Origin of the sequence: Mesotoga infera, assembly GCF_900157305.1 — a bacterium.
Taxonomy (GTDB): domain Bacteria; phylum Thermotogota; class Thermotogae; order Petrotogales; family Kosmotogaceae; genus Mesotoga; species Mesotoga infera.
On record NZ_LS974202.1, the window covers coordinates 610,187 to 635,754 of the forward strand.

The window sequence follows — 25,568 nt, forward strand, 5'->3', positions numbered from 1 at the left end:
GTCCCCTCAGCACCGAAACACAAGTAGATCGTAAGCCTGAACAGATGCTAAAATATATCTATTCAATTATACAAAAAACGCCCTAACATGTCCACGATATTCATAGGTAAAAGGAGTGTCCGATGATTAAAGGTATGATTTTCGACCTCTTTGGCACCTTAGTTAGTAATCACAGACTCTTCGGGCCCGTCTGCGAGAAGATGGCAAAAGATGGCTCCGCCGATCTTAAAGAGCTGGAAAACGAATTTGTCAGGCTATACAGAAAGTACTTCAAAGACTATCACAAGGCGGCCTTTCAGCCAGAGAAATTCTATTACTATCTATTGATGGACGAGATGATTAAAAAATTCAACCTGAGCGGAGACATCGAATCTTACTGCAACTATATGTACTCTTCCTTCGGCAAGCTCCCGGCCTATCCCGATGCGAAGATCTTGAAGAAACTCTTCAAAGAATACACGATCGCCATAATAACCAACGCCGACACTTCCTTCGTGAACGAAGCAATAAGGAACAACAGAATCCCCTACCACGTTCTGCTGACCTCGGAAATGGCGAGATCCTATAAGCCCTCCTGTGAGATATTCAATCGGGCGCTTCATTTGATGGGCCTTGAGAGAGACGACGTGATATTCGTCGGAGACAGCATCAGGGTGGATATGATGGGTGCGGCCGGAGCCGGTATAAAGGGAGTGCTGATAGATCGTTCGAGATCTTATCCCGACTACGCTCCCAGGATCACAAGCCTTGAAGAACTTCAGCACATAGACCTTTGAGATCGCCTTTCGCCTCGAGTCGCATAAAGAAAATCATTCCTCCGGAGAGAATTCGGAACAATGAAGAAGAGAGCCGCGGCTCTCTTCTTTTTTATCCGACAAATCTCAAAACATACTACATAGCTGAACGGCTAGAGGTTTTCACTCGATCGTGAATGCCCATTGACTGCTTCCGGTGTATTGTGAGTTTGAATCTACAACTGCGATTGTTAGAACATAATTGCCCGCGTCTGAAGGTATTATCGCTTTGAGGGCAGCCTCTTCATCGCTTAGAAGGCATGAAGCCGAGTAATTTTCCGAAGGTACGTCGGTGATGGTGAACTGGATATCAGTCTCGGGTATGGAAACGGGTTCTCCCTCGACAGTAATGACTCCCGCAAAGCTTATCGACGGCGATGTGCCGCTCGCTATCAAATTATTTTCGTTGATACGGAACACCACGGCCGTTTTTCCCGATGTCGGAGCATAGTCGTTGACATTGCCGAAACTATGCTGGTTGGCGGTTATTATGAATTCCGGAGACGCGTTTGCGAGTGTTCCGAAGTCACTCTGCTGGTTGGGATAGCCGGGGGCATTTCTCTCCCAGGGGTTTCTGTTATCGGGACGGTTATCGATCGGCGGAATCGGCGGCATGCCTTCAGGTTGCTGTTGGGGAGCCTGTCTCATGTTCATGAGTGGATCCATCATCCCCGGCCTAGGCATCATTCCCGAAGCGTTACCGCTGTACGACTGCTGCGCTCCTCCGGAGTAGATTCCTCCTGCAAGATAAAGTCCGTCTCTCTCTTCGACTCCGGCGTTCGTTCCGCCGGAATATACATGATAAACCGTGTCAAGAAGCAGCTCCGGCGAACTGAAAGTGAGACTCTGGTAGATCTTGCCCGGTCCGAAAATCACGATCTCGTTTCCCTGTTGATCTGTGATGCGTATCAAAGTCCCGGCGCTTTTTACCGATGCGTAACTCAACTCCATGTACGGCTGCTCCGAAGAGGCGCTGGTTGCGTCGTTTCGACTGCCGAGGGCCACCACCGTGCCACCGTTGATCTTAATATCCATATCGGCATCGATTCCACCGTCACCGCTCCTGCCGTTGGCCAGTGAAACTAGAGTGCCTCCGTTGATAATCAGGTAACCGTTAGAATCGATCCCGTCACCCTCGCTACCATTACCGGCGTCGATATATAGATAGCCGCCGTTGATGGTTATGACGCTTACACCATCTTCGTTGGCGTTGATTCTGTCGTCCTGCGAGTTGATTCTGATAGCGCCACCTTCGATCGTCAGGTGCATTTCGCTGCACAGTCCCTCGTTGTCGGCCTTGATGGAAAGCGTTCCGGTTCCCGACTCTTCTCCCCTGATAATTATCGATCTCTTACTTCACGCGACAGACCGGAACTACCGGCAAGAACAAGTGCTCCCGTAACAATCAGAGACAGTAAAACAACCAGTGATCTTTTCCTCAAATAAATCGCCTTCCTCCGTTTTAAGTTCAGTTAGTTGAAACGAAGGAATTCTAGATCATCATTTTCGATGAAATATAGAGAGAATGTGTGACATTGTGGGAAAACTCGGCGTCGGAACGTAGGTTAGAGGTGTTCCCCATGGACGGCTTTTTCTAAGGAAAGACCGCGATGCCGGATCAGGTCCGGCATAACGGGAGGGGAGAGCCTGCCCTGATGAGCCTGCCCTGAAATGTTCCTATTCAGGGTCATTCAGCAATGCTCATCCTCATGTCATCCCGTAATGATTCTATACTGTCATCCCGGACCCCGATCCGGGATCCCCTCCTTAGAACAAAGAGCAGATTCTGAGTCAAGCTCAGAATGACGGGAATGAGGAAAGACCGCGAAAATGGGGACTGACGGGCTCCTGACGTCTGTCCCGTTTTTCGTGAAGACCGGGATCCTGGCTGGGAGCACGCCAGGATGACGGGAGGGGAGAGCCTGCCCTGAAATGCTCCTATTCAGGGTCATCCCGTAATGCTCCTATACGGGATCTCGCTCTTGCTCTTTCAAAGGAGCGGAGATGCCGGATCAGGTCCGGCATGACGAAAAGGAGCAAAGACCGCGAAAAACCGCGTTTTTCGCGTTCTAGACCCTAGACCCGAAACCCGAGACCCGCTGCTCGTGTCTCGCCCTCTCTCCTCTTCTCGTTCCGGCTCTTTTCGATCTTAAAGCCCGGTCTTGTACGCCCCGACTTTTCTGCGGAGCTCTTCCAGCTCTTTCTGGTGCGAGAAGAGTGCACATGGACCATCGCCGTTTTCCAGCATGTCTTCGCTCTTTCGAATCTCGACGAAGAGAGGGCTCGAAAGGCCTTCTTTGAGAGACACCTTCTTCATGTTGTGAGTCGCTATATCCGAAACTGGACACGGCGTCAGATCGCCGTAGGGATTGACATGTATGAAACCTTTTCCAGACGATACACAACCTCCGAACAGTTCTTCGTCACCCGGAGAGTGGATTATGAAAAGAGACTTATTGGCTTTATAATATAGAATCTTCTCCCTGAAGCTTTTTCTTTCCTCGCTCTTCAATACGGTGTAGCTCTCTTCACCGCTGGTTATGTTCAAATCCCCCATGGGACTCCGCGAAACGGACGTCGAACCTCCCTCGTCGGTCGGTATATACTCGGTGAAGAATGCCAATTTAGCGCCGCGGTCTATGAAGTAATCAAGATTTTCGTCTTCCATCCAGAAATGGTGATTCTTTCTTGTTATAGTAACCGATATTCCTCCTACGATTCCGTTTCTGTGAAGTCTTTCCATGGTATCGACGGCGCTTTCGAAGACTCCTTCGCCCCTTCTATCGTCGGTCAATTCTCTTCCTCCCTCGACGCTGACGACCACGACCGTGTTTGTCGTTTTCTTGAGTTTCTGGAGTTCGGTCTCCCCGATAGCCGTGCCGTTGGTGAAGATAACGAAGATCCTGTCCCTGTTATTGAGGCAGATATCTATCAGGCCCGGTAACATGAAAGGCTCTCCACCGGCGATGAGAAAAGTGTACACTCCCAGTCCTCTTCCCTGATCGATAACGCTCTGCCAGTCTTGAACAGTCATGACAGATCTGCCCGTAGCCGATTTTCCCGAGTTGCCCAGTGTGTGGGCGAAGCAACCGTCGCAGCTGAGATTGCAGCGGTTGGTGATGCTGAGAATCATTATCGGCGGAATCATCACATCTTCTTCCGTCATTAGAGAGGCGCGAATCTCTTCGGCTTCGTTAAAAGCCTTAAGGAGTTTCGGTGCTCCTCTCAGATATCTGGGATTTTTCACGACCCATGGAAGGAATACTTTCGAAAGTCTAGGGTTGACGCTCGCAAAAGCCGCTCCGATCTTTTCCGGTAAAAAACTCATATTCAATTAGATCCCCCCCAACGAAATGAAGTTTATTCCCGGAATATGATTATTTTGTTACTTAATAATTTATTTTACTTGAAATCGGTTTATCGATCAGTGTTTTTTCTAACTGCGGGGCGAGTAGATACGACTTGTCTATTGCTAATGATCGGCGGCTGGACGGAGTAGCATGAATCTGTAAGAGCCGTAAAAATCCTTTTCGAAAGAGTATTCGTAGCCTTTCAAAGAAGCTGCAAGGTCGGACAATCCCTCCACGCTGTATTCAGCGATCTCCAGATAGACTCGCTTTCCTTCAGGGAGAAGCTCGAAGAAATCGCGATAAAAATCAAGTCCGTCGCTGCCACCATCGAGTGCCAGGATGGGTTCGTATCCTGCCACTTGCCTGTCGAGCGATTTCAGCATGAAAGTCTTTATGTAAGGCGGATTGGAGATTATTACCTCGATCTCTTCCAGGGAATTTTCCAGGGCGGCCAAGTTATTCCCGTGGTAGAAGCTTATGTTGTTCAGACCGTTTCCGGCGGCGTTCTCCATTGCAACTTCCAGCGCAGCCAGAGACAAATCGCTGGCCAGAACGTGAGAATGAGAAAGATGACTGGCTAGTGCGCAGGCTATGGCGCCGCTTCCGGTGGCCACGTCGGCGAATACGGTCGAACCTCTCTCTCTATCGATAACCATTTGCGCCAGTTCCTCAGTCTCCGGTCTGGGTATGAGAACCGAAGTGTTCACCTTCAACCGAACACCGAGAAAATTCCTCCGACCAATTACATAGTCCAAAGGCTCACCGTCGATCAACCTTTCAATCGCACAGTCCATGGAAAGACACAATCGGACGGGAATTTCCGTCGTTCCGACGATAATTTCGCTGTCGCTTAAAGAGAGTAGCTCTCTGAAAAGAAGACGAACGATAAAGCGGGAACCGTCAATCCCCGCTCTATCGAGTCTCTCTATGCTGTTTTTCAGAAGTTCTTTCGCTTTCAAAGTCCCAGAATCTTCCTCACATCATCGCTGGCCATCTCGGGGGTCCAGGGCGGATCGAAAGTCAGTTCCATCTTCACGTCCTTTATCCCTTCGATCTCGCTGACCTTTCTTCTGGCGTCTTCAAGCATGAGACCGGCCAGAGGGCACATCGGTGTGGTCATGGTCATCTTAATCCTCACGTCGCTGTCTTCTACTTCCACTGCATATATTAGACCGAGTGAGACGATGTCGAAACCTATTTCAAGGTCGTACACCTGGCTCAGGGCTTCCATCACTTTTTCTTTAGTGATACTCAAGGCTGTTCTCCTCCAATGTTATCGTAATATCTCGTGATAGTCGAATTCTGCTTGAACGGCTCGAACTCTTCCGCCCTCCAGCTCTTCCAGAGAAGATCTTTCTTCTCGTTGATCAGGGTCTCTTCTATTTCCCCGCGCATCTCGTCCAAACTCTTGGTGCCGGCCGGTGTATAGGAGACCAGATAGATCACTGCGTACCTGTTGTCCATCGTCACGACGGAAGGAAGCAACTCGCCCCTGGTGGTTTTGAAGAGCGATCTCACCAGCTCCGGATTGACGCTTTCGATCTCCTGCCTCGTATAGCTTTTGTTTTGAACGTCGGGGAAAGTGTCGAGTACCGCGGCCGGGTTCGAGTCTCTGGAAGCCGCTTTCCATACGGAGTAAGCTTCCGAGAAGGAGTCGAACAGGAGGAGTTTCACAGTAACCTTCTCTTCCGCCACCGCGTATCTGGAAGAATTGGCCTGGTAGTACTGGAGTACTTCATCTTCGCTCACCGTTGCACTGTCTGTAACGGCTAGATAAAGAGTGTTCAGGGCTTCCCTGTAGGCCAGATCTCTTACAACCTTAGATTCGTAAGACGCAAGACCGTCTATGTAGCCCTTGAGTATATAAAAAAGATCGGCATCGGATTTGGCTATATTCAGCTCGGTTAGCGTATCCATGATGGATTTGTTGACCGTTTCCCTTATCGCTTGAATGTCTATCTCAATTCCAACCTCCCGAGCATATTGCATCACCAGTGTCTCTTCTATTAGAGCCTCTAGAGAGCGCTTTTCGTACTCGGCCAGCAAGTTTTGCCCGACTTCGGTATTGATAAGAATATCGGAAAAGACCGGGTCAACCTCTTCTATACGCTTCGAGATCTCCGTATAACTCGGCAGAACCTTTGAAAGAAAGGTATCCATATAAATGATTTCACCATTCACCGTGGCCGCCACGGTATCGTTTGAAGCATTCTCGGTCTGAGCAATAACGGGGATAACAGTAGAAAGTATAAACAGGACAGCGATAAGCAGCCTCTTCAATTTGTACCCTCCTTCGCTTTTTCCCACAGATGATTCAGCTCATCTATGGTCATGCCTTCTAATTCTAAACCGTACTTCTCAATATGACTCTCCATCTCGTTGAAACGGTTCACGAATTTTTCGGTTGATTTTCTCAAGGCCGATTCGGGATCCACCTCGAGAAATCGGGAGAGATTAACTACCGTGAAGAGCAGATCTCCTATCTCTTCTTCGATCTTTTTCCTGTCACCAGATTTCACGGCTTGATCGAGTTCCTCTATCTCTTCGTCGAGCTTTTTACGTGGGCCGTCTATCCTGGTCCAGTCGAATCCCACGGCCGACGCGTTCTCCTGTACACGCCGCGCGAGGCTGAGCGCCGGAAGAGCCTTGTTGATCTTCCCGATCGAAGATCTCTGTCCCGACTCCTCGCTTTTTTCGGCCGCTTTGATCTCTTCCCACTGGCGGTAGGAGTAACCGGGGGAGTTAGAGAAAACGTGTGGATGTCTTCTCACGAGTTTGTCGGTTAGAACCTTAATCACATCGTTTATATCGAAAGCGTCCCTTTCGGCGGCCACCTGTGCGTGAAAAATCACCTGTAACATGACATCTCCCAGCTCTTCGACCAGTTCGACATCGTCCCGCCGGTCGATCGCTTCCAGGACTTCGTAAGCCTCCTCTATCATGTACGGTTTGAGACTTTCGTGAGACTGAGCTATGTCCCATTCACAGCCTCCCGGCGAACGGAGCCTCTTCATAGTCTCTATCAATTTCAACCAGTTTTCCTTCAATTCTTCATTATTCACCTCAGTACCTCCGGAGTAAGCAACCCCGCCCTGAACAGGCGGTCTTCGTTCACTGCGCTATCTCTCAACCATCTCGAAACCAGTTCCGGTCTTGCACTTTCCCTTATCGGCCTGTAGGTCAACCTGTGCCACGTGCTTGGGCCGTACCTTGCTATCGCCTGTAGATGTTTCTCGGTTCCATAACCCTTGTGCTTTTCGTAACCGTATTCGGGATAGAGGTTCCCCAGATCTTTCATCAACCTGTCCCTGAAAACTTTAGCCATGATCGATGCGCTGGCGATCGATGCGCTCAGCCTGTCGCCTCCAACGATGCACCTGCCCCTTATCTTCAAATTCAGGTATTTTCCGTCGATAATCACGTAAGACGGTCTCACGCTCAGTCCGTCAAGAGCCCGGTTCATGGCCAGTTTCGTGGCATTCAGAATGTTCAGAAGATCTATCTCCTCCGGCGTCGAAAGACCGATCCCGACGTATGCGCGATCGATTATTTCCTCGTAAAGCGATTCCCTGTCCTTTGCGGAAAGAAGCTTGGAATCGTTGACACCCCTCACCGAACCGCGCAATATTACCGCAGCCGCAACCACCGGACCGGCCAGCGGCCCTCTGCCTGCTTCATCCAACCCTGCGATAGTTCCGAACCTCTCTATGAATGTCGAGTCAAAACTTTCAAGCGTTTCATAGTCTTCTGAAGATCCCATAAAGCGATTATACATCAGACTTTGTTTACCTTCACAAACCGGAGTTTGCCGGAGATAACAAGAGCGAAAAGAGCCGTGCGGCGTCCTGCCCCAGAGCGTGGACCCGTTCTTGGGGACCTGAGACTAGAGGTAAGAGGCGGGAGGTGTGAAGAGCGTGAAGATCTTGATCTTCTTACCTCTGACCTCATTCCTTTTACCTCTGTTTAGAGACAGATGAGAAGAGCGAGAAGAACCGGAACGAGAAGAGGAGAGAGGGCGAGACACGAGCAGCGGGTCTCGGGTTTCGGGTCTAGGGTCTAGAACGCGAAAAACGCGGTTTTTCGCGGTCTTTGCTCCTTTTCGTCATGCCGGACCTGATCCGGCATCTCCGCTCCTTTGAAAGAGCAAGAACGAGATCCCGTATAAGAGCATTACGGGATGACAGTGCGGGGGCGTTACAGGACGACAGTCCCCTTCCGCCATGCCGGACTCACTTGATGTCATTCTGAGCTTGACTCAGAATCTGCTCTTTGTTCTAAGGAGGGGATCCCGGATCGGGGTCCGGGATGACAGTATAGGAGCACTACGGGATGACATGAGGATGAGCATTGCGGGATGACCCTGAATAAGAGTATTTCAGGCCAGGCTCATCAGGACAGGCTCCACGGGATGACAGGATGTGAACGGTTAACGGAATTACCCTGAATAAGATCCCTGAATAGGAACATTTCAGGGCAGGCTCATCAGGGCAGGCTCTCCCCTCCCGTCATCCTGGCGTGCTCCCAGCCAGGATCCCGGTCTTCGCGAAAAACGAAAAACGTCTTTAGTCCTTCGTCCCAGAGCGTGAACCCGTCCTTGGGAAGAGCGAGATCCCGTATAAGAGCATTGCGGGATGACAGTCCCTTCACGTCATTCTGGCATGTTCCTCGCCAGAATCCCGCCTTTTCCTCCTTCCCGTCATGCCGGACACCGATCCGGCATCCCCGTCCTTCTCGTGAGCGAAGCGAACTCTCGACGCTCTTTCTCTCGTGTTTTACTTACAACCTACAACGTTCTTTTGAACGGTTCCTGTCCCCCTCTCAGTCATAATGAATCAGGCCGAAAGTGTTATAATAACTTATCAGTAACGTGTCAATTCCAAACCAACGCTTGGGAGTATGGAGGTGTGGAGATGTCCCGAGGTGAGGTCAGAAAAGAGGATGCAGCAACTCTGGAGAAAAATCTGCGAATCATTTCTACAAGGATAAGAAGAGAAGGTCGAAAGGTTCTGAGGGACTTTCCGATAACTCCCGCGCAATTCGATGTTCTCCAGACACTTTTCTTTCAGGGCGAAAAGAGGATGAGCGATATAAGTCGCAATCTGGGGATAACCAAGAGTACCACTACCGGCCTCGTGAAAAGGCTCATAGACGCCGGCTTCATTGAAAGAAGACGCTCTGAAAGAGATCGAAGATCTTTCATAATAGATATTTCCAGTTCGGGAAAATCCCTCATCGAGAAAGTTATCGACAGAAGAGTGGAATATCTGCGTTCCGTGATGACAGAGATCAGTACCGAACAGGTTATATCCCTCGAGCAAATAGTCTCCCTTCTTCTCGAAGTGATGGACAGTAAGAAAACGGCAGAGTAACCCTTTATCGGAGGTAAAGAATGAGAAGAAAACTACCAATCTTTTTGATTGTCACACTCGTTTTTGCGGTAATTCTCATCGCCCAGTCAACAGTGCGCATAAAGGCCAACGAGCTTCTCGCGACGGAAAGACAGGAAGTCTTCACGTTTAAGGGAAACGTTATGATAAACAAAGACGGGGACATCTATGTCGAAACTCCCCTGGCAACGGTCACGAAGGGCGCAACCGACTGGCAGTCGTTCATAACCGAGGGTGAGACGTTTGTTATCTTCCAGACGGGCGAGGCGACTACGCTATCGCTCGACTACAACCTGGACAATTCGACCGGTCTTATGAAGGACGTGCCAGTTGCGATGATATATTCCAAGGAAGAAGGCCAAAAGGATATCTACATATACAAAACGGATGTCCTCAAGTTCGATCAGAAAAACGAATATTATGAAGGTTTCGCTAAAGAGACGGCAGACGCGACTCCTGAGCTAATATTCATAGACTACAAGGGCGATCTGAAAGTCGATACGCTCTACTTCGAATACTACGGAGAAACGGGAATGCTCAACCTGAAGGGTAATGTTTTCGTGAACGATGAGAAAAACCGCAGGAAGATCTGGGCCTCAGAATTGTTGTACAATACACAAGACGATTCGTTCAAAGGATTGAACGTCGAGATAGAACTCGTATTCTAGCGAGGTGCAGGAGGAGAATTATGGTAGATATCAGGCTGATCCGTGAAAATCCCGAACTGGTAAGAAAAGCTCTAGAAAATCGACAGATGGGACAGGAGCTGCTGGAAGAGATACTTCAGCTCGATGCGCAGAGAAGGGAAGCGCTACAGATAGTTGAGCAGAAGAAGGCCGAAAGAAACAGCATCTCTTCCGAAATAGCCCGCGCCAAGGCCAGCAAAGACGATTCCAGGGCGCAATCTCTCATGGATAGAGCGAAGGAAATCTCCTCCGAAGTAAAGGAATTGGACATTAGGACCTCCCAGATAGAAGAAGAACTACGCCAGAAGATGCTGTATCTGCCAAACATCCCGTCGGAGAAAACACCTGTTGGCAAAAGCGAAAGCGACAACGTGGTGGTGAGGACCTGGGGCGAACCGAGAAAACCGGCCTTCGAAGTCAAACCGCACTGGGACTTTGGCCCGGAGACAGGTCTAATAGACTTCGAACGTGCAGCGAAACTCTCCGGAGCACGCTTCGTTATACTGAGAAAGGATCTTGCACGCCTGGAGAGGGCTATAATGAACTTCATGCTCGACCTGCACCACAGCAAGGGTTATGAAGAGGTAGCCCTCCCCTTCATGGTCAAGAGAGAGACGATGCTTGCAACCGGACAGCTCCCGAAATTCGAAGAGGAGGCATATAGAATAGAACCGGACGATATGTTCATGATACCGACCGCCGAGGTCCCGCTGGTCGCACAGCACGGCGAGGAGATAATAGACGGCGAGCTTCCCAAGAAATACACGGCCTACAGCGCCTGTTTCAGGAGAGAGGCCGGATCTTACGGCAAGGACGTTCGTGGCATGATAAGGGTCCACCAGTTCGACAAGGTGGAACTCGTCTGGTTCACCCACCCAGACTCCTCCTACGATGCGCTCGAGCAACTCACGGCCGACGCCGAAGATGTGTTGCGCAAATTGAAGCTGCCTTACAGAGTGGTGGCGCTCTGCACCGGAGACATAGGGTTCGCCTCGGCCAAAACCTACGATCTCGAGGTCTGGCTGCCTTCCTACAACACTTACAGGGAGATCTCCTCCTGCTCTAACGTTGAGGATTTCCAGGCGAGGAGGGCCAACATAAGGTTCAGGGATGTCGATAACAAACTCAAGTTCGTTCACTGTCTCAACGGCTCCGGGCTGGCCGTGGGAAGAACTCTCGTGGCGATAATCGAGAACTACCAGAGAGAAGACGGTAGAATAGACGTGCCCGAAGTTCTAGTTCCCTACATGGGCCAGGAGGTAATCGGATAACTTGCCCAACGCCTTCTTCGTGGAAGTCTCGGGCAATACCGTGAGGCTCGACGATATCGAAGTCAATCATCTGAGAGTTATACGCGCGAAAAAGGGAGATAGACTCACAGGGACGGATGGCAGGGGCGGCATATACAAATTCGTGCTGGAGGGAGTCGGAAAGCACGAAGCCACCGGCACGGTAATCGAAAAAGAATTCGTGGAAAGAGATGGCAGAACGATAATAATAGCCGTGGCAGCAACGAAATGGCCGCGGCTTCGTATTTTGCTTGAGAAGGCGACGGAACTCGGAGTGGATCGCATAGAGCTTTTTCAGGGCCGGCGTTCGGTAGCACTTCTGGACGGTGAAAAACTCTCAAGATACACGGCCGTCGTGAGAGAAGCCGCCAAGCAGAGCGTGAATCCATACCTGCCGTCGGTGGAGCTGCAAAGAAATCTCGATCTGTCGGGAGCTCAAAATCTGCTACTGGATTTTCGGGGCAAACCGCTACGCGAACTCTCGAAGGAGCTTGCCACCGGAAGAGAGATAAGATTGATCGTCGGTCCCGAAGGCGGTTTCACAGAGGAAGAGATTTCCGAAATCTCCGCCGCCAGCGTGAAAGTCTCGCTTGGCAGGAGAACCTTGAGGGTGGAAACGGCCATGATAGTGGCGCTTGGTTTGTTGAACGACTACACCGAAAGAATATAGAGGAAAGGTGGCGCAGGCAAGATGATTTTCACGCTTACTTTGAACCCGGCTTTGGACAGATATCTCTACACAGGCAAACTGATAGCCGACGATACCGTCAGGATCGATAAAATCAAGGATTATCCGGCCGGCAAAGGTGTCGATGTCTCGCGGGTCATAAACGAGCTGGGTGGCCATTCGGTGGCGATCGCCTTTCTAGGAGGGCGCATCGGTGACGAGATCGAAGAGATGCTGAACGACGAGGGCGTAGTTTACGCCTCTGTCAGGACTGAAGGTGAAACCAGAATGAACATACTTATCGAAAGCGATGGTGGACAGTACAGATTAAGCCTCCCCGGACCGGATCTGAGCGAAAGAGAGATTGACAAACTCCACAAGACCATAGATATACTTCTAAGAGAGAGAGATACGCTGCTAATGTGCGGCAGTGTACCCGGAGGTGTTGGCAAAGATATATACAGGGTTCTGTGTGAGAGAATGACCGGGAGAAAGATCAAAGTCTACATCGATTCCGATAAAGAGCCGCTTGCCGAAGGTGTCAAAGCCTCGCCCACAGGCATAAAGCCGAACACCCATGAACTTGACAGGTTGCTGGGAAAGGAAAGTGGAGGCGATTACGAAAAGGCTTTGAGAGAAGTCTCGGAGAGGTACTCCATACCCGAAGTTCTCCTCACCATGGGAAAGGAAGGGGCGATGGCCATGATCGAGGGGAGAATCTACAGAGTCGAAGTGCCGGCAGTACCAGTCAAAAGCGCGGTCGGTGCGGGAGATTCCTTCCTCGGGGCTTACTGCATGTACAGGGAGATGGGCGGCACCGTGGAAACGGCCCTCAAAATGGCTGGAGCGGCCAGCGTCGCAACGGTAATGACGCCGGGTACCGAGCTTTGCCGACGTGAGGACGTCGTAAAAATTATGGAAAAAGTCAAGGTGAACAAAAAAGCCCAGGTAAGGGATTGGAGATAGAGATCGAAGGAGGCGTCGCTTCTGTCAAAAAGAGTGAGACCTTAGGAAGCGAGAAACACCTTCAAATCGGCGAGAGCCTGAAACTGCTATCCACAGGTTCATGAACACTGCAAGCACTTTACATTAACTCCCATCGTGATAATTTCGATCAAAAACCCCTCAGACTTTCTTCATATAATTGTTTCTACCATAACTGTGGGGGTGGAAAGGTTTGAGGACGCTAAAGGAATCTACTATGAGAGAAGACTACATCGATTGCGTGAACTCGATAATCGACTATATTGAGCAGAACCTTTTCCGACCGATAACCCTGGAAGAACTTTGTTCTGAGATCTTCTATTCGCCGGTCCATCTTCAACGCATCTTCTACTACACCGTCGGTGAGACGATAGGCCGGTACATAAAGGGAAGAAGACTGAGCGAGGCGGCCGAAAGACTGGCTGGCACATCGATGTCGATACTGGAGATCGCCCTCCAGTGTGGTTACGATTCGCAGGAATCCTTCACGAGAGCTTTCAAGAGTAGATACTGCGTTACACCCGGTAAATACAGGCGCCTGGGACTGCATTTCACACTCACTCACAGGAAACGGCTCACAAAGAAAAGGATCGAAAGACTGATGGGAGGGATAAACATGGAACCGAAAATCGTAAAACGAAAGGCCTTCAAAGTAGTGGGACTGAAGTACTACGGAAACGATCCCAAGAACAATTGCCCAAAGCTCTGGCAGGAATTTATGAAGAGGATAGGGGAAATCAGGAACGCTCTACCGGTTATGGAAAGCTACGGCCTGATGTGTACCGGTGAGGAGGATTTCGTGGACGGCAAGTTCGACTATATCGCCTCAGTGGCCGTTTCGGACCTTGACAACATACCCGAGGGAATGGTGGGAGCCGAAATACCGGAAGCCACTTACGCAGTGTTCACCCACAAGGGCAGACTCGACACCCTTCAGGAGACCTACGAGTACATCTACGGAAAGTGGTTTCAGAACTCGGAGTATGAACCCGTCGGATTGAACGAGTTCGAACTCTACGACGACAGATACACCGGCGAAGAAAACTCCCAGTTCGATATATACATCCCCTTGAAAAAGAAAGCGTAGCCACTAACGATATACGGGACCTTGTAGCATTTACAAGGTCCCCTTTTTTATAAGGTCTCCAGAAGCCAATGAATACTTTCGTCAATGACCTCTTCGAGATTGTCTTTGCCCTCGAACAGATCGTAGATATGCCCGGAGTTTTGAAGGAACAGCCTTTCCGGTCCTTCGTGATAATCGATGAATATCCTTCCCGATTGCGGCTGAGGAAAGACTATGGCGTCGGTAAGACCCGATACAACCATCAACGGGCCGTCGTAGCGCGCCACCTCGGCTACCGGGTCTATGGTGAAAAGCTCATCGAAGAACTCCTTTTTCAACACCGTCGTTCCTCCCCATGAGATATTGGCCAGTATCGGCTCACCCGGGGCGGCTTTCATCGACGAGTCCACCGCATCGGCGCCCAGCAGGGCCGAATACGTGTGAATGGGAATAGCAACGGCCGACCAGAGAACGACACTCTTCACCCGAACGTCTCGTGCCGCAACACAGGCCGCAACCAGACCACCTTGACTGAGGCCCAGAACGGCGATCTTTCTGTTATCGATCTCCGGAAGGCTTTCAAGAAAAGAAATCGCGGCGATAGTATCGCTTATCTGACCGGAAAAAGTCGTGTCTTCCCAGTTTCCTTCGCTTATGCCCGATCCTCTGAAATCGAACCTGAGAGAAGCGAACCCGGCTCCGGCCAAGCGGTCGGCGGTCATTTCGTACATCGAACCGCCCGTTCCCCTTACCTCGAGATCGTTCATGTGACCGAGGAAACCGTGGAGCAGGAGTACCACCGGAAATGACCTGTCGCCGGTCTCCGGCAAAGTGAGAATACCCCGCAGCTCTTGACCGTCGTTCTCGAACGAGACGGCTCTCTCGATCGCAACGAACTGAGGACTGACCGTCTGACAGAAAGCCAAAACAACGAAAAGCAAAAAGGCCCCTATCGCAAAACTCTTGACTCTCACAAATACACCCCCTTTAGCTCAGTATAACAGGGAAGAGGCATATTGATTCATGAATGCTTCGCCAGTCAGGTTATTGCACGCCTCATAACTCTAACATCATTTTTCGTGGTTTTATCTGTTAGAATTTTCATTATTCCAACAAACCGGGAGTTATAAATATGAGGCTTAACAAAAATCTCTTTGAAAGAAAGCTCGGGCTTTTCTTTATGGTTCTATGGTTCGCGGTTATGTTCTTCTACATCACCTGGGACGGCTGGCTTTACGAGTGGCGCGACTGTGGTTATGACGGACCGAACCAGCATTTCGATCTGGACATGTCCGACATGGATTATGAATACACAGCCAGCGGCGAGAAAATCTACCACTCGACCAACAACCTGCACAACCTTATTTATCTTTGTTACTTCGTGTTTTTTTTCGGTTGGCTTGGTTTGCTTTTCGATATCGAGTGGGCAAAGCAGTGGACGATGGCGACCACAGGAATATCTGTCGTTGCTGCCCTTTCGACCTTGAGACTCTCCGATCACGTGTATATACTTCAAATCGTTTACGATGTGGTTCACCTTTCGGGGATAATCATGGGGTGTTACCTTTTCTGGAAGTACAATCTGAAGATCCGAAGAGCCATTCACGCCGTGCTGTTCACCTGGGCCGTTTACCTGTCGAGCCACCTGATCTTCACCCCGTGGCCTTACTGGGAGAACCAGGGAAAGGCCTATTTCAGCATAAATCAGATCAACGATCTGCCCTTCTTCATTTTCGGGCTGGAGTACTTGCTTGTCGTGGCCCTTCTTCTGGGTATAGATGTTGCGGCAAGCCTGATAAACCCCAGGCTCGGTAACAGGTTTCTCAAGATAGCAGTACCATTCGGCCTGTACCTGTCGCTGTGCATAATCCTTATAGCTCTAGGTTTGATTATCGTGCCGGAGATTCACATAAACACCTGTCCGTAGGCTCATATCGGAAATCTCAACTGTCCCAGCTCTTCGCTCTTTCTGAGGATCTGAACGGCGACTAGCTTTCCTTTCGAATCGAAATATTTGATCGCTTTTTCACGTCTTTTTGAATCTTCAGGACTTAATAGAATATATTCGTAACTCCCCCAGACCTTCCATCGTTTCATTTAAACCCCTCCAAAATGAGCCCACAGGAAAAATAGTATCATTAATAATCGAATTTTCAACCGTTTTAGCCGATACAGATAAAAAGGCGCGTCATATGACTCTAAGTCAGCGATAAGTCAGTTAAACTCTAACTAATAAACAATATATGACTCTAATCGTTTCTATTCAACCATAGTCGTCTCTCAAGAGATTCCACATCTGGAACAGCAGATGATAAAATTGTTTGTAAACGATAAGCATCCCGTACTTATCTTTTTTATCGGATTTTATATTTATATGGTCTTCACAGTTGCTTAAATGGCTTTCTATTGTTGCAGCGTTTGTATTCGATGTCTATCATCAATTGAAGAATGTTCAGCGCAGTTGCGCCATAATTTTGTGCTTCAGAAAGGCAGGTTTTTTATGAGAAAGGTTGTTTTCTCGGCAGTGCTGGTACTTCTCTGTTCAGTGATTCTGGCCTCCGGCCTGTTGATGCCGGTGGTCAAACCACCCATGATTGTCACCACTCTAGGGCAGAGTCCGGGGGCCCTGATGTTCAGATTGGTATGTTTGACACTCCCCATGCCTGAAGGCAGGGGATTCTTGGGTGATTAAACCGAAGACCGTTTCTGGCATCGGAGTATGACCCCAAGTTAAGGGCTGTGTCAGCAGCCCGTCCCTAGGCAGAGCATATTAGCTCCTAGGGCTGGCAGACTATCGCTTATACTACACCATCTGCCACAGTTGCGGAAATAATATTCATCGCTCCCACTCTATCCCTGTGGGCTTTGAATCCACAACCACACACGTATTTTCTATCCTTGGCCTTGTTGTGTTTACCACATTTTGGACATTTCTGGCTTGTATATTCGGGATTAACGTATTCTACTTTAATTCCTACCAGAGTCGCCTTGTATTCTATGTACTTTGTCAGTCGATAGAAACTCCAAGGATGCAAATTTTTCTCATTTTTACGGCTTGTTTTTGCCGTGTTGCGAATATTCGTCAAGCGTTCCATATGAATAACTGCAACTTGATTTTCTTTAGCGAAATTAACAATTTGGCGGCTGATTTTGTGGTCTTGGTCTTTCATCCATCTCTGTTCCTTGTCGTGGCGCTTTTTTATAGCTTTTAGCTTTTTGAGTTTGCCGAGTTTTCGCCGTACTGAACGATGTTTGCGTCGGATAAATTTGGCCTGTCTGCCATTACCAACGAATTTGGTTTTACCTCCTTCCACAATGGCTACGGCAGGGTTTTTAAGACCTAAATCCACACCCATGATTTTATTGCTGGTCTCAGACTGTTTTTCATCTATTTTTACGGCTATTTGGGCTATGTATTTACCTGATTTTTGCGTTATACGAAGACTGCCGAGTTTGCCGTTTAACTGTTCCCGTTGGTAGTCGGTCAGCACTGCTTTAACTTCAATACGTTTAGACTTATCGGCAATTAATACAGGAAACGACAGGATATTTTCTTTTAGAGAATAGTTCTGGTTGTTCCAGATTGCGACAGGTTTTTTAAGAATTGGCACTCTGACTTCTCTTTGGTCTTCTGGTTTTAATCTGGCATTGGTATAAACATTCTTTTTATACTTTTTGAAAACACTTCTAGCGTCTTTTATCGCTTGGTTTTTTACTGCACTGGGAAGCTCCGCAATAACGGTTTTACTGGTATATTTAAGGGGTGCATCGGATTTTACGAAGTCTGCTACCATTTGGTTGACCAAGCGGATGTATTCTTTAGTTGTTGCTTGAAGAAGAGACTCCTGCTCTTTAGTCGGTTCTAATTTAATCTTGACGGTGATTTGCATTTTTTCACCTCCTTTGCGAGGTTTTTTGGCTTTCGATGTACTGTTTAATTACGGAAAGCGATGCACCACCTACGGTAGCAACAAAATAACTGTTTGTCCAAAGTGTGGGCAGTTTCGTTGTCAAGTGCTTAAATTCTTGCCTAAGTATTCGTGAAGTATGACCTTTAATTGCTTTAACAAGCTTATGGACTCCATATTGCGGATCCACTTCGACAAGCAAGTGAACATGGTCAGGCATGATTTCCATTTCTATGATTTCTACTTGACGTTCGGCACAGATACTTACAATCAATTCCTTTAATCGTAGTTCTACATCACCAACCAAAACTTTCCTACGATACTTAGGACACCACACTATATGGTACTTGCAAGAATATACAACGTTGTTGTTGGACTTAAATTTAGTGTTCATACATGTATTATATCATACAAAGCTATATAATACAAGCAGACAAATTGAACCAATTGAAAAACATTGTGTTTTCTAATTGATTTGTGCCTTATATCCCCATAGCTGAAGCAAGGAGCTTTACGGCACTTACTGGTAATGTGGCCGATAGGCGATATCCTCCCACCCACCGCGGTGGTTGGTCGGGCCACGGTCATGGAACTGAAATTCAAAGGGCATTACTACAAAGACTTTTTGAAAACCGCGCTGATTCCAATGGGGTTCGTCTTGCTTGTCGCAACTCTCTTCCTGATTTTCAGCAACGAGCTCTCCTTCTTGGTCGGCGGGTGATGTCATGGCTGAAAGGAAGTGTTTATAATGGCGATCCTAAACTCGATAATAAGCGTCTGCTACTACCTGATAAGCGCATTTGTGGTCTTCGTGCTGGTTAAAAGCATTATAAAGACCAAGAACGTTCAAGATGCCATTCTTTACTCCGTCATGCTTATGCCCTTCATCCTGCGAATACTTCGCATAAAGTAGGGGGTGAAGACATGACTGATAGAAATCTATTGATCGTTAAGCTAGTCTCGCTCGCCCTCGTGGCGGTCGCCCTGGTGATCGCCGGAATTCAGTTCTACGATCACAGAAACTTCCAGGAGGAAGTGGTCAAAGGACCTGGCGTAACCCAGGTCAAGAAATTGAGCGACTATTTCGAACCCCTGAAGGGAACTATCAACGATTGCAACATATATATTTTCGACAGCGGTGTCCCCGGAGGAACCGCCTTCCTTATCGGAAGCTCGCATCCTGAAGAACCTTCTGGCAATCTCACGGCACAGCTGTTTGTCGAGAACGCCAAGCTGACGAAGGGAAGACTGATCGTAGCGATCAGGGCCAACCAGAGCGCCTCTCGCGTTACAAGACCGGGAGATGCCTATCCCCTATATTTCGCCATCGAAACACCATGGGGAGAAAAGAAATTCAGAATGGGTGACCGTTGGTCCAGCCCGCTAGACTCATGGCCCGATCCGGAAGTCTATGTCAACTATCCCAGCGGCCAGTTACTGGCCTACATGGACGTAAGAAACTTCAACAGGACGTGGCCGGGCAGAGCGAACGGTATGATCACCGAGCAAACCAACTACGCCTTCATGAATTTGATTAAGGAAGAGGGCGTCGATATCTTCATCGATCTACATGAAGCCGAACTCGAATACCCGGTAATCAGCACCATCGTCGCTCACCAGAAGGGTGCCGACATAGCCGGTATGGCTTCCATGCTGCTCACCTCGACCGAGTTCAAGATCGGAATGGAGTACTCTCCGAAGACTCTCCACGGACTCTCTCACAGAGAGGTCGGAGACCACTCGGATGCCGTCTCGATCTTGCTTGAAGCGCCGGAACCCTTCCTCGACAGAGTGAGAGGGATCACCGACGAGAAACTTCTTCTCACGGGACAGGATGAATTCATAGTGACGGCCGGTAAATTCGGCCTCCTCTACGAGAAGATCGATGAAAAAGGTTGGCCAATAGACGTCAGAGTTGGAAGGCATTGCTCAACGGTTCTGATGATCTTTGAACTCTGGGGAGATTTCAACCCGGGAAAGGAGGTAGTGATCCAGGAAGTACCAAGGTACGACGAGGTAGTGAAGAACGGAACAGGATACTATTTCCGCGATCCGTCGAAGGCAAAGCCGGAAGATATTTATTATGAATGACCGGACAGATTTGTGAGAGTACCTCACAAAGGAGGGGGTAAGTAGTGAAAAGGGTTCTTATAAGCATTATTCTAGTACTATCGTTCTTCTACACAGGTTTGATAGCCTGTACTGATATTCTCGTTGGAAAGCTGGCAACGACCGATGGATCTGTTATATGTTCTCAAACTGTTGATGGAACTTACGATTCAAGAATTCAGATAGTTCCAGCAGCCGATCATGAGCCGGGCAGCATGACTCCAGTATGGGAATGGATAGTTTATGCCGATAGAAGGCCGCTCGTACAGTTAGGCGAAATCCCACAGGTCGAACACACCTACCAGTATTTCCTTCACTCCTATCCATTTGGAAATGAGAAAGGACTTCTAATGGGGGAAACAACTCAAGGTGGAGCCAGAGCAACAGCCAACAGTCCGGATGCAATCATGACGATCGAGCAGCTTCAGGCCTTCGCACTTCAGAGATGCACAACGGCCAGAGAAGCAATACTTCTCATGGGCGCGCTCGCAGAAGAATACGGTTACAGAGAATCATGCAACCTAGGTGAGTGCATAACAATAGCCGATGGCAAAGAAGCCTGGATGTTCGAGATTTATGGTGTTGGTCCTCTCTGGAAACCGGGCGACGGCCCCGGTGCAGTATGGGCTGCCCAGCGTGTTCCCGACGATCACATCTCCTGTAATGTAAACTACAGCATGATCGGCGAAATTGATCCTGTAACCAAGAGACCACCCAACGTTCCTGAAAGTGATTTCTATATTTGCGATAACTATCTCGATACAGCCGTTGAACTCGGTCTATACGATCCCGCATCGGGCGAACCATTTGTATGGAAATATGTCTATGGAAATGTTAAAGGCAAGTGGAGTTCGAGACTGTGGAGAATTTTCAGCACTCTGAATCCATCTGGTAACTGGCCATACGAGAAGACCGATGATTATCCGTTCTCTGTAAAGCCAGACGAAAAAGTTTCAGTGTTCGATATAATCGAGCTTTACCGTGATGTAATGACCGGTACCCCCGGTGACATGGAAGCCAATGAAGCCTGGCTTTACAAGAACTCAAAGGGAGAGTTGGTCAAGAGCGAACTGGCAACACCTCAGCCGGGCAGGGAATTCAGGAATCTTCTCGGTATAACCAACGTCAGGAACATCGCAGTCCAGAGCACTAGCTCCTTCTTCATCAACCAGACAAGAGACTGGCTGCCACCTGAAATTGGCGCAATCTCCTGGTTCGGACTCGGCAACTCCAGAAAGGCCGTTGTAGTTCCTCTGTTCTGCGCTGTAAAGAGTGTTCCAAAATCTTGGACAATAGTTAACAGAAGCGATACGAAGATCGACAGAAACGCTGCTTTCTGGGCGTTCTACACTGTCGATAGGCTCTCCGGCGTGAGATATCAAGATATGATGCCGAGGGTCGATAAAGTCAGGATTCCGTTACAGGAAAAGATTTACAAATTGCAGCCCGCGGTGGAAGCGACTGCGCTTTCTCTTTATGAGACAGACCGCGAGCTTGCCATTGAATACCTCACCAGTTATGTGTCGTCCGTCATGCTTGAGGTCGAAAAGGCATACTGGGACCTCGCAGATTCACTGATACTTAGATTACCGTAATATTTTGGACCATATTTCGGGCCGGTTCCAAAACCGGCCCACTTTTCGAAAAGGGAGTGAACATTTTGAGACGAGCGTTATTGATTCTACTGGTGTTTGTTTTCACTTATGGAGCCATGGCAATGGCATGTACCTCAATCATGGTAGGTAAAGCGGCCTCCGTCGATGGCTCGACGATGGTTACCCACACCTGCGACGGCAGTTACGACGCCAGGATCCAGATAATCCCCGGTGGCGTGCACGCCGAAGGCGAAACTGTGAGCATCTACAAGGGTCTATGCCAGGCCGGTATTCCCGGAAGAACTGTTACCTACGTAGGCGAGATACCCCAGGCGCCCGTGACCTACACCTACTTCCATATCGGTTATCCCTTCATGAACGAGCACCAGATAATAATGGGCGAAACCACATGGAGTGGAAAGAGGGAAATAAGAAACGCTCAGGGATGGATGACGATCGAGCAGCTTCAGGTTCTCGCGCTCCAGAGAGCGAAGACAGCGAGGGAAGCCATCCAGATCATGGGTGAACTCGCCGAAAAGTACGGTTATGGTGACGGTGGCGAAGGCCTCACGATTATCGACGGCGAAGAAGCCTGGTTGTTCGAAATAGGTGGCCCCGGCCCATTCTGGTCTCCCGGCAGCGAAGAGCCCGGTGCGGTATGGGTAGCCCAGAGAATCCCCGACGATCACGTCCTGGTACATGCCAACAGATCAAGAATAGGTGAAATCGATCTGGAAAATACCGATTACTTCATGGCATCTTCAAACGTTATATCTCTGGCCGTAGAGCTTAACCTGTGGGACCCCAACAGCGGGGAGCCTTTCAGGTTCTACGAAGCTTACTGCAACAAGACGGCTTTCTACAACACACGCCGTGAGTGGAGAGTTCTCGATCTTCTGGCGCCGTCTCTGGAACTCGATCCGTGGGCGGAGAGATACCCGCTTTCCGTGAAGCCCGATCACCTGGTTTCCGTAGAGGAACTCATGATGATCAAGCGCGACCACTACGAAGGAACGGAATTCGACCTGACTCAGGGACTTGCGGCCGGACCTTTCGGCAACCCCAACAGATACGCCACGGCGGCCAACCAGAGACCTGCGGGCGTAAACTACGACGGATGGGAAAGAGCGATCTCCATGTTCAGATGCTCCTACGTTATTGTCGGTCAGGCCAGAAGCTGGATGCCGCCGGCGATCGGCGGAGTCGTCTGGTTCGGTGAAGACGCGCCACACTCCACCGTTTTCATCCCGTTCTACGCGGGGATCACGAGCGTTCCGCCTTCTTTCAGCCAGGGCGCGCGCGACTACTTCGACAGGACATCGGCATGGTGGGCCTTCAACCACGTTTCCAACCTGGCCGACCTGAGATACGATGTTGCGATCAAGATAATACAGACCGAGGCCAGCAAGTTCGAGAAGGAATTCCTTGCCAATCAGCCCAGCATCGAAAAGGCAGCCCTTGTGCTGTACGAAGACAACCCGGCTCTGGCAATCGACTTCCTCACGACTTACAGCAACAACGCTGCCAACAGAGTCGTCGACAGATGGTGGAAGCTCGCAGACGAACTGATTTACACCCTCAACGATGGATACGTCAACGGTTCGACGGCAGGCTACCCGACCTGGTGGCTCGAAGCTGTCGGTTACGGTGATACGACCAGAAGATAATTCTAGTTTTTCTACAAAAAGGGCGGGCCTTCCGCCCTTTTTTCTTTTTAAAATTGCCTATCCAGCTTTTGAAGGGAGGTATGTACTTCCGCAACATTAAATAAGTCATACTATTTAAACATTAGTATTGCTTTTAAGAGCGATTGGAATTAAAATATAAGAAAACAGCTTTGCAGCAAATCAGTGCGGCGGGGCGATCCGTCGCAGATTCTATTATTTTTGTGGTCTGGTGATGATGTTGAAGAGAAGGGATAGGGGAGCGATCAGTGTCGCTCAGGCAAAGCGCCGACGCAAGGCCCATAAATATCTGGCTCTAATGGGTTTTCTGATCGGTGCATCATCGGTTATCTTGATAGCCGTTTCACACGAGATGTCAACCAGTCTAGTTGAAAGGGCCGACTCCATAAGACTTTTCTTCATTTTCGGGATATTCCTCGGGCCGGTTTCTTACCTTCTGTACCTGGTCTCGCAAATCGCCGCGTTCTCCAACGGAATACCGCATTGGAATTATCTTCTGTGCACTCTGGCAGTCATACAGGTATCGTTCTCGTTGTTCTTCGCCAGAGACATACTCATGATCGACAAGACCGGAAGGTACAGCCTTCAAACTCCCCAGTGGGCTCTATATATACTGTGGTCCATGCTGGTCTTCATGGTCGTATTCACCCTGATCGTTGCGATCGTTTCAAGGAAGAAGGTATGAATCAGTTATCTCTCCCATAACGAGAGAATGGTAAGAGTTGTCCCCATAGAAGGTGCTCGCGATGCTTTCGTTCAGTGCCAGCGGAGTTATCGCCTCTCGAGAGACGATCCTGCATTCTAGAACCGCGTCGGCCTCCCTCACGAACATAACAGAAGTTGTAAGGCCTTCAGAGGGTGTAAGCCCGGTCTCTTTGAACTTATCGAAATATCTACCACTATGGGTTCCGCAGAAGGTGAGCGCATCCTTCCACTGTTCGGACATGAAATTGACCGAAAAAACGTCGCTCCTTCTGAAAAAATTGTGTGTGTATCTGCTTGGCCTCACCATGGCTATGAAGACCGGTCGATTCCAGGTGTAACCTATAAAGCCCCAGGCGACTGTCATCAGGTTTCGTTCCACTCCATCGGTAACTCCAAGCAGAACTCTACCCTCTTTCAAAGACTTCAGAAGCTCTGAAGAGTGTTCTGGAAATTTGAACTCCGTCATAATAAACCTACCTCACTTTCTTCTAAACGTCGTGATCGCTACGTTAAATCTTTTCCAGCCTGTCGCTTATCTCGTTGTAATTGGGTTCTACCTTCGGATCGTCAGAAACCCACGAATACACTATATTGCCTTCCCTGTCGATTATGAAAACGGCCCTCTTGGAGACTAACAGTCCCCTTACACCGGCGAAATCTTCGTGAACGCCGCCATATTTTCTGGAGATCTCTCCGCCGAGGTCGGAAAGAAGGGGGAAGGAAATCGAGTTCTGGTCTTTGAAAGCTCTGTTGGCAAAGGGACCATCGACACTTATGCCGATCACCTGCGCATCAAGCCTCTCGAAGTTCGCCAGAGAGTCCCTGAACGTGCAAAGCTCTTTCTGACAGACACTCGTGAAGGCACCTGGGTAAAATACCAGCACTATTTTTTTGCCAAGGAAAGAGCTGAGTCTGTAAGTCTTCAAATCAGTACCGTAGAGTGAAAAATCAACGGCTCTTTCGCCCTTGAGTAACATATTCCACCTCCTGAATACCGTCTATATTTGTCTTAATTCTAGCAGATGCGGAGAGGATTTCGTAGAAAAAGAAACACCATGCATCCCTCTTCGACAGTGCCGACCTGGTCGCACCTACCATCCAGCTCAGACTGAGCGCCCCTACGGCACACGAGATTGCCCGCTTATGGCTGCTTCCTCCCGGACCTGACCAGGTTCGCAAGTTCCCGTTGCGCAGGACTCAATCCTCAACACCTTCAGATAAACCGACACCAAACCGACAAAGCCTCGGAGGGCTTTCGGCCCCGCGTATGGCGGATTTCGGATACAGGGAACCGCCAGCTCCCCGCCTAGCATGGTGTAAATACATTATATATTCTGTCGGGC

General features: G+C 49.2%; 27 protein-coding genes, 1 other RNA gene and 1 pseudogene. 15 read left to right on the top strand and 14 right to left on the bottom strand.

From position 1 onward, the window contains the following. Positions 1–122 precede the first annotated feature (122 nt). Complete coding sequence (locus MESINF_RS02840; protein WP_169698446.1) at positions 123–776, top strand: HAD family hydrolase; 654 nt, start codon at positions 123–125, stop codon at positions 774–776. A gap of 141 nt (positions 777–917) precedes the next feature. Here the strand turns inward: MESINF_RS02840 and MESINF_RS02845 are convergent, their stop codons facing one another. The 7 genes from MESINF_RS02845 to MESINF_RS02875 all read right to left on the bottom strand — a co-directional run bounded on the left by MESINF_RS02845 (position 918) and on the right by MESINF_RS02875 (position 7,919). Beyond that, a complete protein-coding gene (locus MESINF_RS02845; RefSeq protein ID WP_231936825.1) occupies positions 918–2,063 on the bottom strand; it encodes a carbohydrate-binding domain-containing protein in 1,146 nt (381 codons plus the stop codon). An 880-nt stretch (positions 2,064–2,943) separates the two neighbouring features. Then, positions 2,944–4,122 carry a radical SAM/SPASM domain-containing protein gene (locus MESINF_RS02850; protein WP_169700785.1) on the bottom strand — a complete coding sequence of 393 codons (1,179 nt, stop codon included), beginning with the start codon at positions 4,120–4,122 and terminating at the stop codon, positions 2,944–2,946. A 144-nt stretch (positions 4,123–4,266) separates the two neighbouring features. Next, positions 4,267–5,103, bottom strand: coding sequence for a N5-glutamine methyltransferase family protein (locus tag MESINF_RS02855; RefSeq protein WP_169698447.1), 837 nt, complete (start codon positions 5,101–5,103; stop codon positions 4,267–4,269). Next, complete coding sequence (locus MESINF_RS02860) at positions 5,100–5,399, bottom strand: metal-sulfur cluster assembly factor (protein ID WP_197712701.1); 300 nt, start codon at positions 5,397–5,399, stop codon at positions 5,100–5,102. Before MESINF_RS02860 ends, MESINF_RS02855 begins: the two co-directional genes overlap by 4 nt. Next, positions 5,396–6,424 (bottom strand): peptidylprolyl isomerase, encoded by a 1,029-nt coding sequence (locus MESINF_RS02865; protein WP_169698448.1) that lies wholly within the window; start codon positions 6,422–6,424, stop codon positions 5,396–5,398. The genes MESINF_RS02860 and MESINF_RS02865 overlap by 4 nt, the downstream gene beginning before the upstream one ends. Further along, positions 6,421–7,158, bottom strand: coding sequence for a nucleoside triphosphate pyrophosphohydrolase (gene mazG, locus MESINF_RS02870; RefSeq protein WP_169700789.1), 738 nt, complete (start codon positions 7,156–7,158; stop codon positions 6,421–6,423). The genes MESINF_RS02865 and mazG overlap by 4 nt, the downstream gene beginning before the upstream one ends. Positions 7,159–7,202: 44 nt before the next feature. Continuing rightward, a complete protein-coding gene (locus tag MESINF_RS02875) occupies positions 7,203–7,919 on the bottom strand; it encodes a ribonuclease HII (protein WP_169698449.1) in 717 nt (238 codons plus the stop codon). Between the two features lie 1,135 nt (positions 7,920–9,054). Between MESINF_RS02875 and MESINF_RS02880 the strand changes: the two genes are divergently transcribed. From MESINF_RS02880 to MESINF_RS02905, 6 genes are all read left to right on the top strand, one after another. Beyond that, the gene (locus MESINF_RS02880; RefSeq protein ID WP_169698450.1) at positions 9,055–9,513 is read left to right on the top strand and encodes a MarR family winged helix-turn-helix transcriptional regulator; all 459 of its coding nucleotides are present in this window, start codon (positions 9,055–9,057) and stop codon (positions 9,511–9,513) included. 20 nt (positions 9,514–9,533) lie between these two features. Beyond that, positions 9,534–10,199, top strand: coding sequence for an OstA family protein (locus MESINF_RS02885; protein ID WP_169698451.1), 666 nt, complete (start codon positions 9,534–9,536; stop codon positions 10,197–10,199). Positions 10,200–10,219: 20 nt separating this feature from the next. Next, positions 10,220–11,488 carry a serine--tRNA ligase gene (serS, locus tag MESINF_RS02890; protein WP_169698452.1) on the top strand — a complete coding sequence of 423 codons (1,269 nt, stop codon included), beginning with the start codon at positions 10,220–10,222 and terminating at the stop codon, positions 11,486–11,488. 1 nt (position 11,489) lies between these two features. Then, the gene (locus MESINF_RS02895) at positions 11,490–12,176 is read left to right on the top strand and encodes an RsmE family RNA methyltransferase (protein WP_169698453.1); all 687 of its coding nucleotides are present in this window, start codon (positions 11,490–11,492) and stop codon (positions 12,174–12,176) included. 21 nt (positions 12,177–12,197) lie between these two features. Continuing rightward, positions 12,198–13,139, top strand: a complete 942-nt coding sequence (locus MESINF_RS02900; protein WP_169698454.1) for a 1-phosphofructokinase family hexose kinase — start codon at positions 12,198–12,200, stop codon at positions 13,137–13,139. Positions 13,140–13,350: 211 nt separating this feature from the next. After that, the gene (locus MESINF_RS02905; RefSeq protein ID WP_169698455.1) at positions 13,351–14,244 is read left to right on the top strand and encodes an AraC family transcriptional regulator; all 894 of its coding nucleotides are present in this window, start codon (positions 13,351–13,353) and stop codon (positions 14,242–14,244) included. Between the two features lie 47 nt (positions 14,245–14,291). Here MESINF_RS02905 and MESINF_RS02910 read toward each other — a convergent pair whose 3' ends face one another. Beyond that, on the bottom strand, positions 14,292–15,197 hold the full coding sequence (locus MESINF_RS02910) for an alpha/beta hydrolase (RefSeq protein WP_169698456.1): 906 nt from the start codon (positions 15,195–15,197) through the stop codon (positions 14,292–14,294). A gap of 158 nt (positions 15,198–15,355) precedes the next feature. Between MESINF_RS02910 and MESINF_RS02915 the strand changes: the two genes are divergently transcribed. Continuing rightward, positions 15,356–16,150 (top strand): hypothetical protein, encoded by a 795-nt coding sequence (locus tag MESINF_RS02915; protein WP_169698457.1) that lies wholly within the window; start codon positions 15,356–15,358, stop codon positions 16,148–16,150. A 2-nt stretch (positions 16,151–16,152) separates the two neighbouring features. Here MESINF_RS02915 and MESINF_RS02920 read toward each other — a convergent pair whose 3' ends face one another. Further along, positions 16,153–16,320: a hypothetical protein gene (locus MESINF_RS02920; RefSeq protein ID WP_169698458.1), complete on the bottom strand. Its 168-nt coding sequence runs from the start codon at positions 16,318–16,320 to the stop codon at positions 16,153–16,155. Between the two features lie 403 nt (positions 16,321–16,723). Between MESINF_RS02920 and MESINF_RS02925 the strand changes: the two genes are divergently transcribed. Then, entirely contained in the window at positions 16,724–16,915 is a 192-nt protein-coding gene (locus tag MESINF_RS02925; RefSeq protein ID WP_169698459.1) for a hypothetical protein, read from the top strand. A 106-nt stretch (positions 16,916–17,021) separates the two neighbouring features. Here the strand turns inward: MESINF_RS02925 and MESINF_RS02930 are convergent, their stop codons facing one another. Together MESINF_RS02930 and tnpA are read right to left on the bottom strand one after the other, a co-directional pair. Next, positions 17,022–18,113: an RNA-guided endonuclease InsQ/TnpB family protein gene (locus tag MESINF_RS02930; RefSeq protein WP_169698460.1), complete on the bottom strand. Its 1,092-nt coding sequence runs from the start codon at positions 18,111–18,113 to the stop codon at positions 17,022–17,024. A gap of 4 nt (positions 18,114–18,117) precedes the next feature. Then, the gene (gene tnpA / locus MESINF_RS02935; protein ID WP_169698461.1) at positions 18,118–18,525 is read right to left on the bottom strand and encodes an IS200/IS605 family transposase; all 408 of its coding nucleotides are present in this window, start codon (positions 18,523–18,525) and stop codon (positions 18,118–18,120) included. A gap of 114 nt (positions 18,526–18,639) precedes the next feature. Here tnpA and MESINF_RS02940 point away from each other — a divergent pair. The 6 genes and pseudogenes from MESINF_RS02940 to MESINF_RS02965 form a co-directional block, all read left to right on the top strand. Next, a pseudogene (locus MESINF_RS02940) lies at positions 18,640–18,852 on the top strand (C4-dicarboxylate ABC transporter); the annotation flags it as partial. 27 nt (positions 18,853–18,879) lie between these two features. Continuing rightward, complete coding sequence (locus MESINF_RS02945; protein ID WP_169698462.1) at positions 18,880–19,044, top strand: hypothetical protein; 165 nt, start codon at positions 18,880–18,882, stop codon at positions 19,042–19,044. Positions 19,045–19,055: 11 nt separating this feature from the next. Continuing rightward, positions 19,056–20,222 (top strand): M14 family metallopeptidase, encoded by a 1,167-nt coding sequence (locus MESINF_RS02950; RefSeq protein WP_169698463.1) that lies wholly within the window; start codon positions 19,056–19,058, stop codon positions 20,220–20,222. A gap of 44 nt (positions 20,223–20,266) precedes the next feature. Further along, positions 20,267–21,835: a dipeptidase gene (locus MESINF_RS02955; RefSeq protein ID WP_169698464.1), complete on the top strand. Its 1,569-nt coding sequence runs from the start codon at positions 20,267–20,269 to the stop codon at positions 21,833–21,835. 116 nt (positions 21,836–21,951) lie between these two features. Then, positions 21,952–23,502 carry a dipeptidase gene (locus MESINF_RS02960; RefSeq protein ID WP_408631267.1) on the top strand — a complete coding sequence of 517 codons (1,551 nt, stop codon included), beginning with the start codon at positions 21,952–21,954 and terminating at the stop codon, positions 23,500–23,502. 232 nt (positions 23,503–23,734) lie between these two features. Continuing rightward, complete coding sequence (locus MESINF_RS02965; RefSeq protein ID WP_169698466.1) at positions 23,735–24,205, top strand: hypothetical protein; 471 nt, start codon at positions 23,735–23,737, stop codon at positions 24,203–24,205. Here MESINF_RS02965 and MESINF_RS02970 read toward each other — a convergent pair. The 3 genes from MESINF_RS02970 to ffs form a co-directional block, all read right to left on the bottom strand. Beyond that, positions 24,188–24,691, bottom strand: a complete 504-nt coding sequence (locus MESINF_RS02970; RefSeq protein ID WP_169698467.1) for a flavin reductase family protein — start codon at positions 24,689–24,691, stop codon at positions 24,188–24,190. The two genes, MESINF_RS02965 and MESINF_RS02970, sit on opposite strands and share 18 nt — an antisense overlap. A gap of 43 nt (positions 24,692–24,734) precedes the next feature. Beyond that, entirely contained in the window at positions 24,735–25,202 is a 468-nt protein-coding gene (locus tag MESINF_RS02975) for a peroxiredoxin (RefSeq protein ID WP_169698468.1), read from the bottom strand. Between the two features lie 76 nt (positions 25,203–25,278). Further along, an RNA gene (ffs, locus tag MESINF_RS02980) (signal recognition particle sRNA large type) lies at positions 25,279–25,540 on the bottom strand. Positions 25,541–25,568 lie beyond the last annotated feature (28 nt).

Bases quoted from the DNA above. Each gene is read 5' to 3' on its own strand.
- MESINF_RS02840 (WP_169698446.1), top strand. From the start codon at position 123: ATGATTAAAGGTATGATTTTCGACCTCTTTGGCACCTTAGTTAGTAAT.
- MESINF_RS02845 (WP_231936825.1), bottom strand. From the start codon at position 2,063: ATGCACCTGACGATCGAAGGTGGCGCTATCAGAATCAACTCGCAGGAC.
- MESINF_RS02850 (WP_169700785.1), bottom strand. From the start codon at position 4,122: ATGAGTTTTTTACCGGAAAAGATCGGAGCGGCTTTTGCGAGCGTCAAC.
- mazG (WP_169700789.1), bottom strand. From the start codon at position 7,158: ATGAAGAGGCTCCGTTCGCCGGGAGGCTGTGAATGGGACATAGCTCAG.
- MESINF_RS02875 (WP_169698449.1), bottom strand. From the start codon at position 7,919: ATGTATAATCGCTTTATGGGATCTTCAGAAGACTATGAAACGCTTGAA.
- MESINF_RS02880 (WP_169698450.1), top strand. From the start codon at position 9,055: ATGTCCCGAGGTGAGGTCAGAAAAGAGGATGCAGCAACTCTGGAGAAA.
- MESINF_RS02885 (WP_169698451.1), top strand. From the start codon at position 9,534: ATGAGAAGAAAACTACCAATCTTTTTGATTGTCACACTCGTTTTTGCG.
- serS (WP_169698452.1), top strand. From the start codon at position 10,220: ATGGTAGATATCAGGCTGATCCGTGAAAATCCCGAACTGGTAAGAAAA.
- MESINF_RS02900 (WP_169698454.1), top strand. From the start codon at position 12,198: ATGATTTTCACGCTTACTTTGAACCCGGCTTTGGACAGATATCTCTAC.
- MESINF_RS02915 (WP_169698457.1), top strand. From the start codon at position 15,356: ATGAGGCTTAACAAAAATCTCTTTGAAAGAAAGCTCGGGCTTTTCTTT.
- MESINF_RS02920 (WP_169698458.1), bottom strand. From the start codon at position 16,320: ATGAAACGATGGAAGGTCTGGGGGAGTTACGAATATATTCTATTAAGT.
- MESINF_RS02925 (WP_169698459.1), top strand. From the start codon at position 16,724: ATGAGAAAGGTTGTTTTCTCGGCAGTGCTGGTACTTCTCTGTTCAGTG.
- MESINF_RS02930 (WP_169698460.1), bottom strand. From the start codon at position 18,113: ATGCAAATCACCGTCAAGATTAAATTAGAACCGACTAAAGAGCAGGAG.
- tnpA (WP_169698461.1), bottom strand. From the start codon at position 18,525: ATGAACACTAAATTTAAGTCCAACAACAACGTTGTATATTCTTGCAAG.
- MESINF_RS02945 (WP_169698462.1), top strand. From the start codon at position 18,880: ATGGCGATCCTAAACTCGATAATAAGCGTCTGCTACTACCTGATAAGC.
- MESINF_RS02950 (WP_169698463.1), top strand. From the start codon at position 19,056: ATGACTGATAGAAATCTATTGATCGTTAAGCTAGTCTCGCTCGCCCTC.
- MESINF_RS02960 (WP_408631267.1), top strand. From the start codon at position 21,952: ATGGCAATGGCATGTACCTCAATCATGGTAGGTAAAGCGGCCTCCGTC.
- MESINF_RS02965 (WP_169698466.1), top strand. From the start codon at position 23,735: ATGATGTTGAAGAGAAGGGATAGGGGAGCGATCAGTGTCGCTCAGGCA.
- MESINF_RS02970 (WP_169698467.1), bottom strand. From the start codon at position 24,691: ATGACGGAGTTCAAATTTCCAGAACACTCTTCAGAGCTTCTGAAGTCT.
- MESINF_RS02975 (WP_169698468.1), bottom strand. From the start codon at position 25,202: ATGTTACTCAAGGGCGAAAGAGCCGTTGATTTTTCACTCTACGGTACT.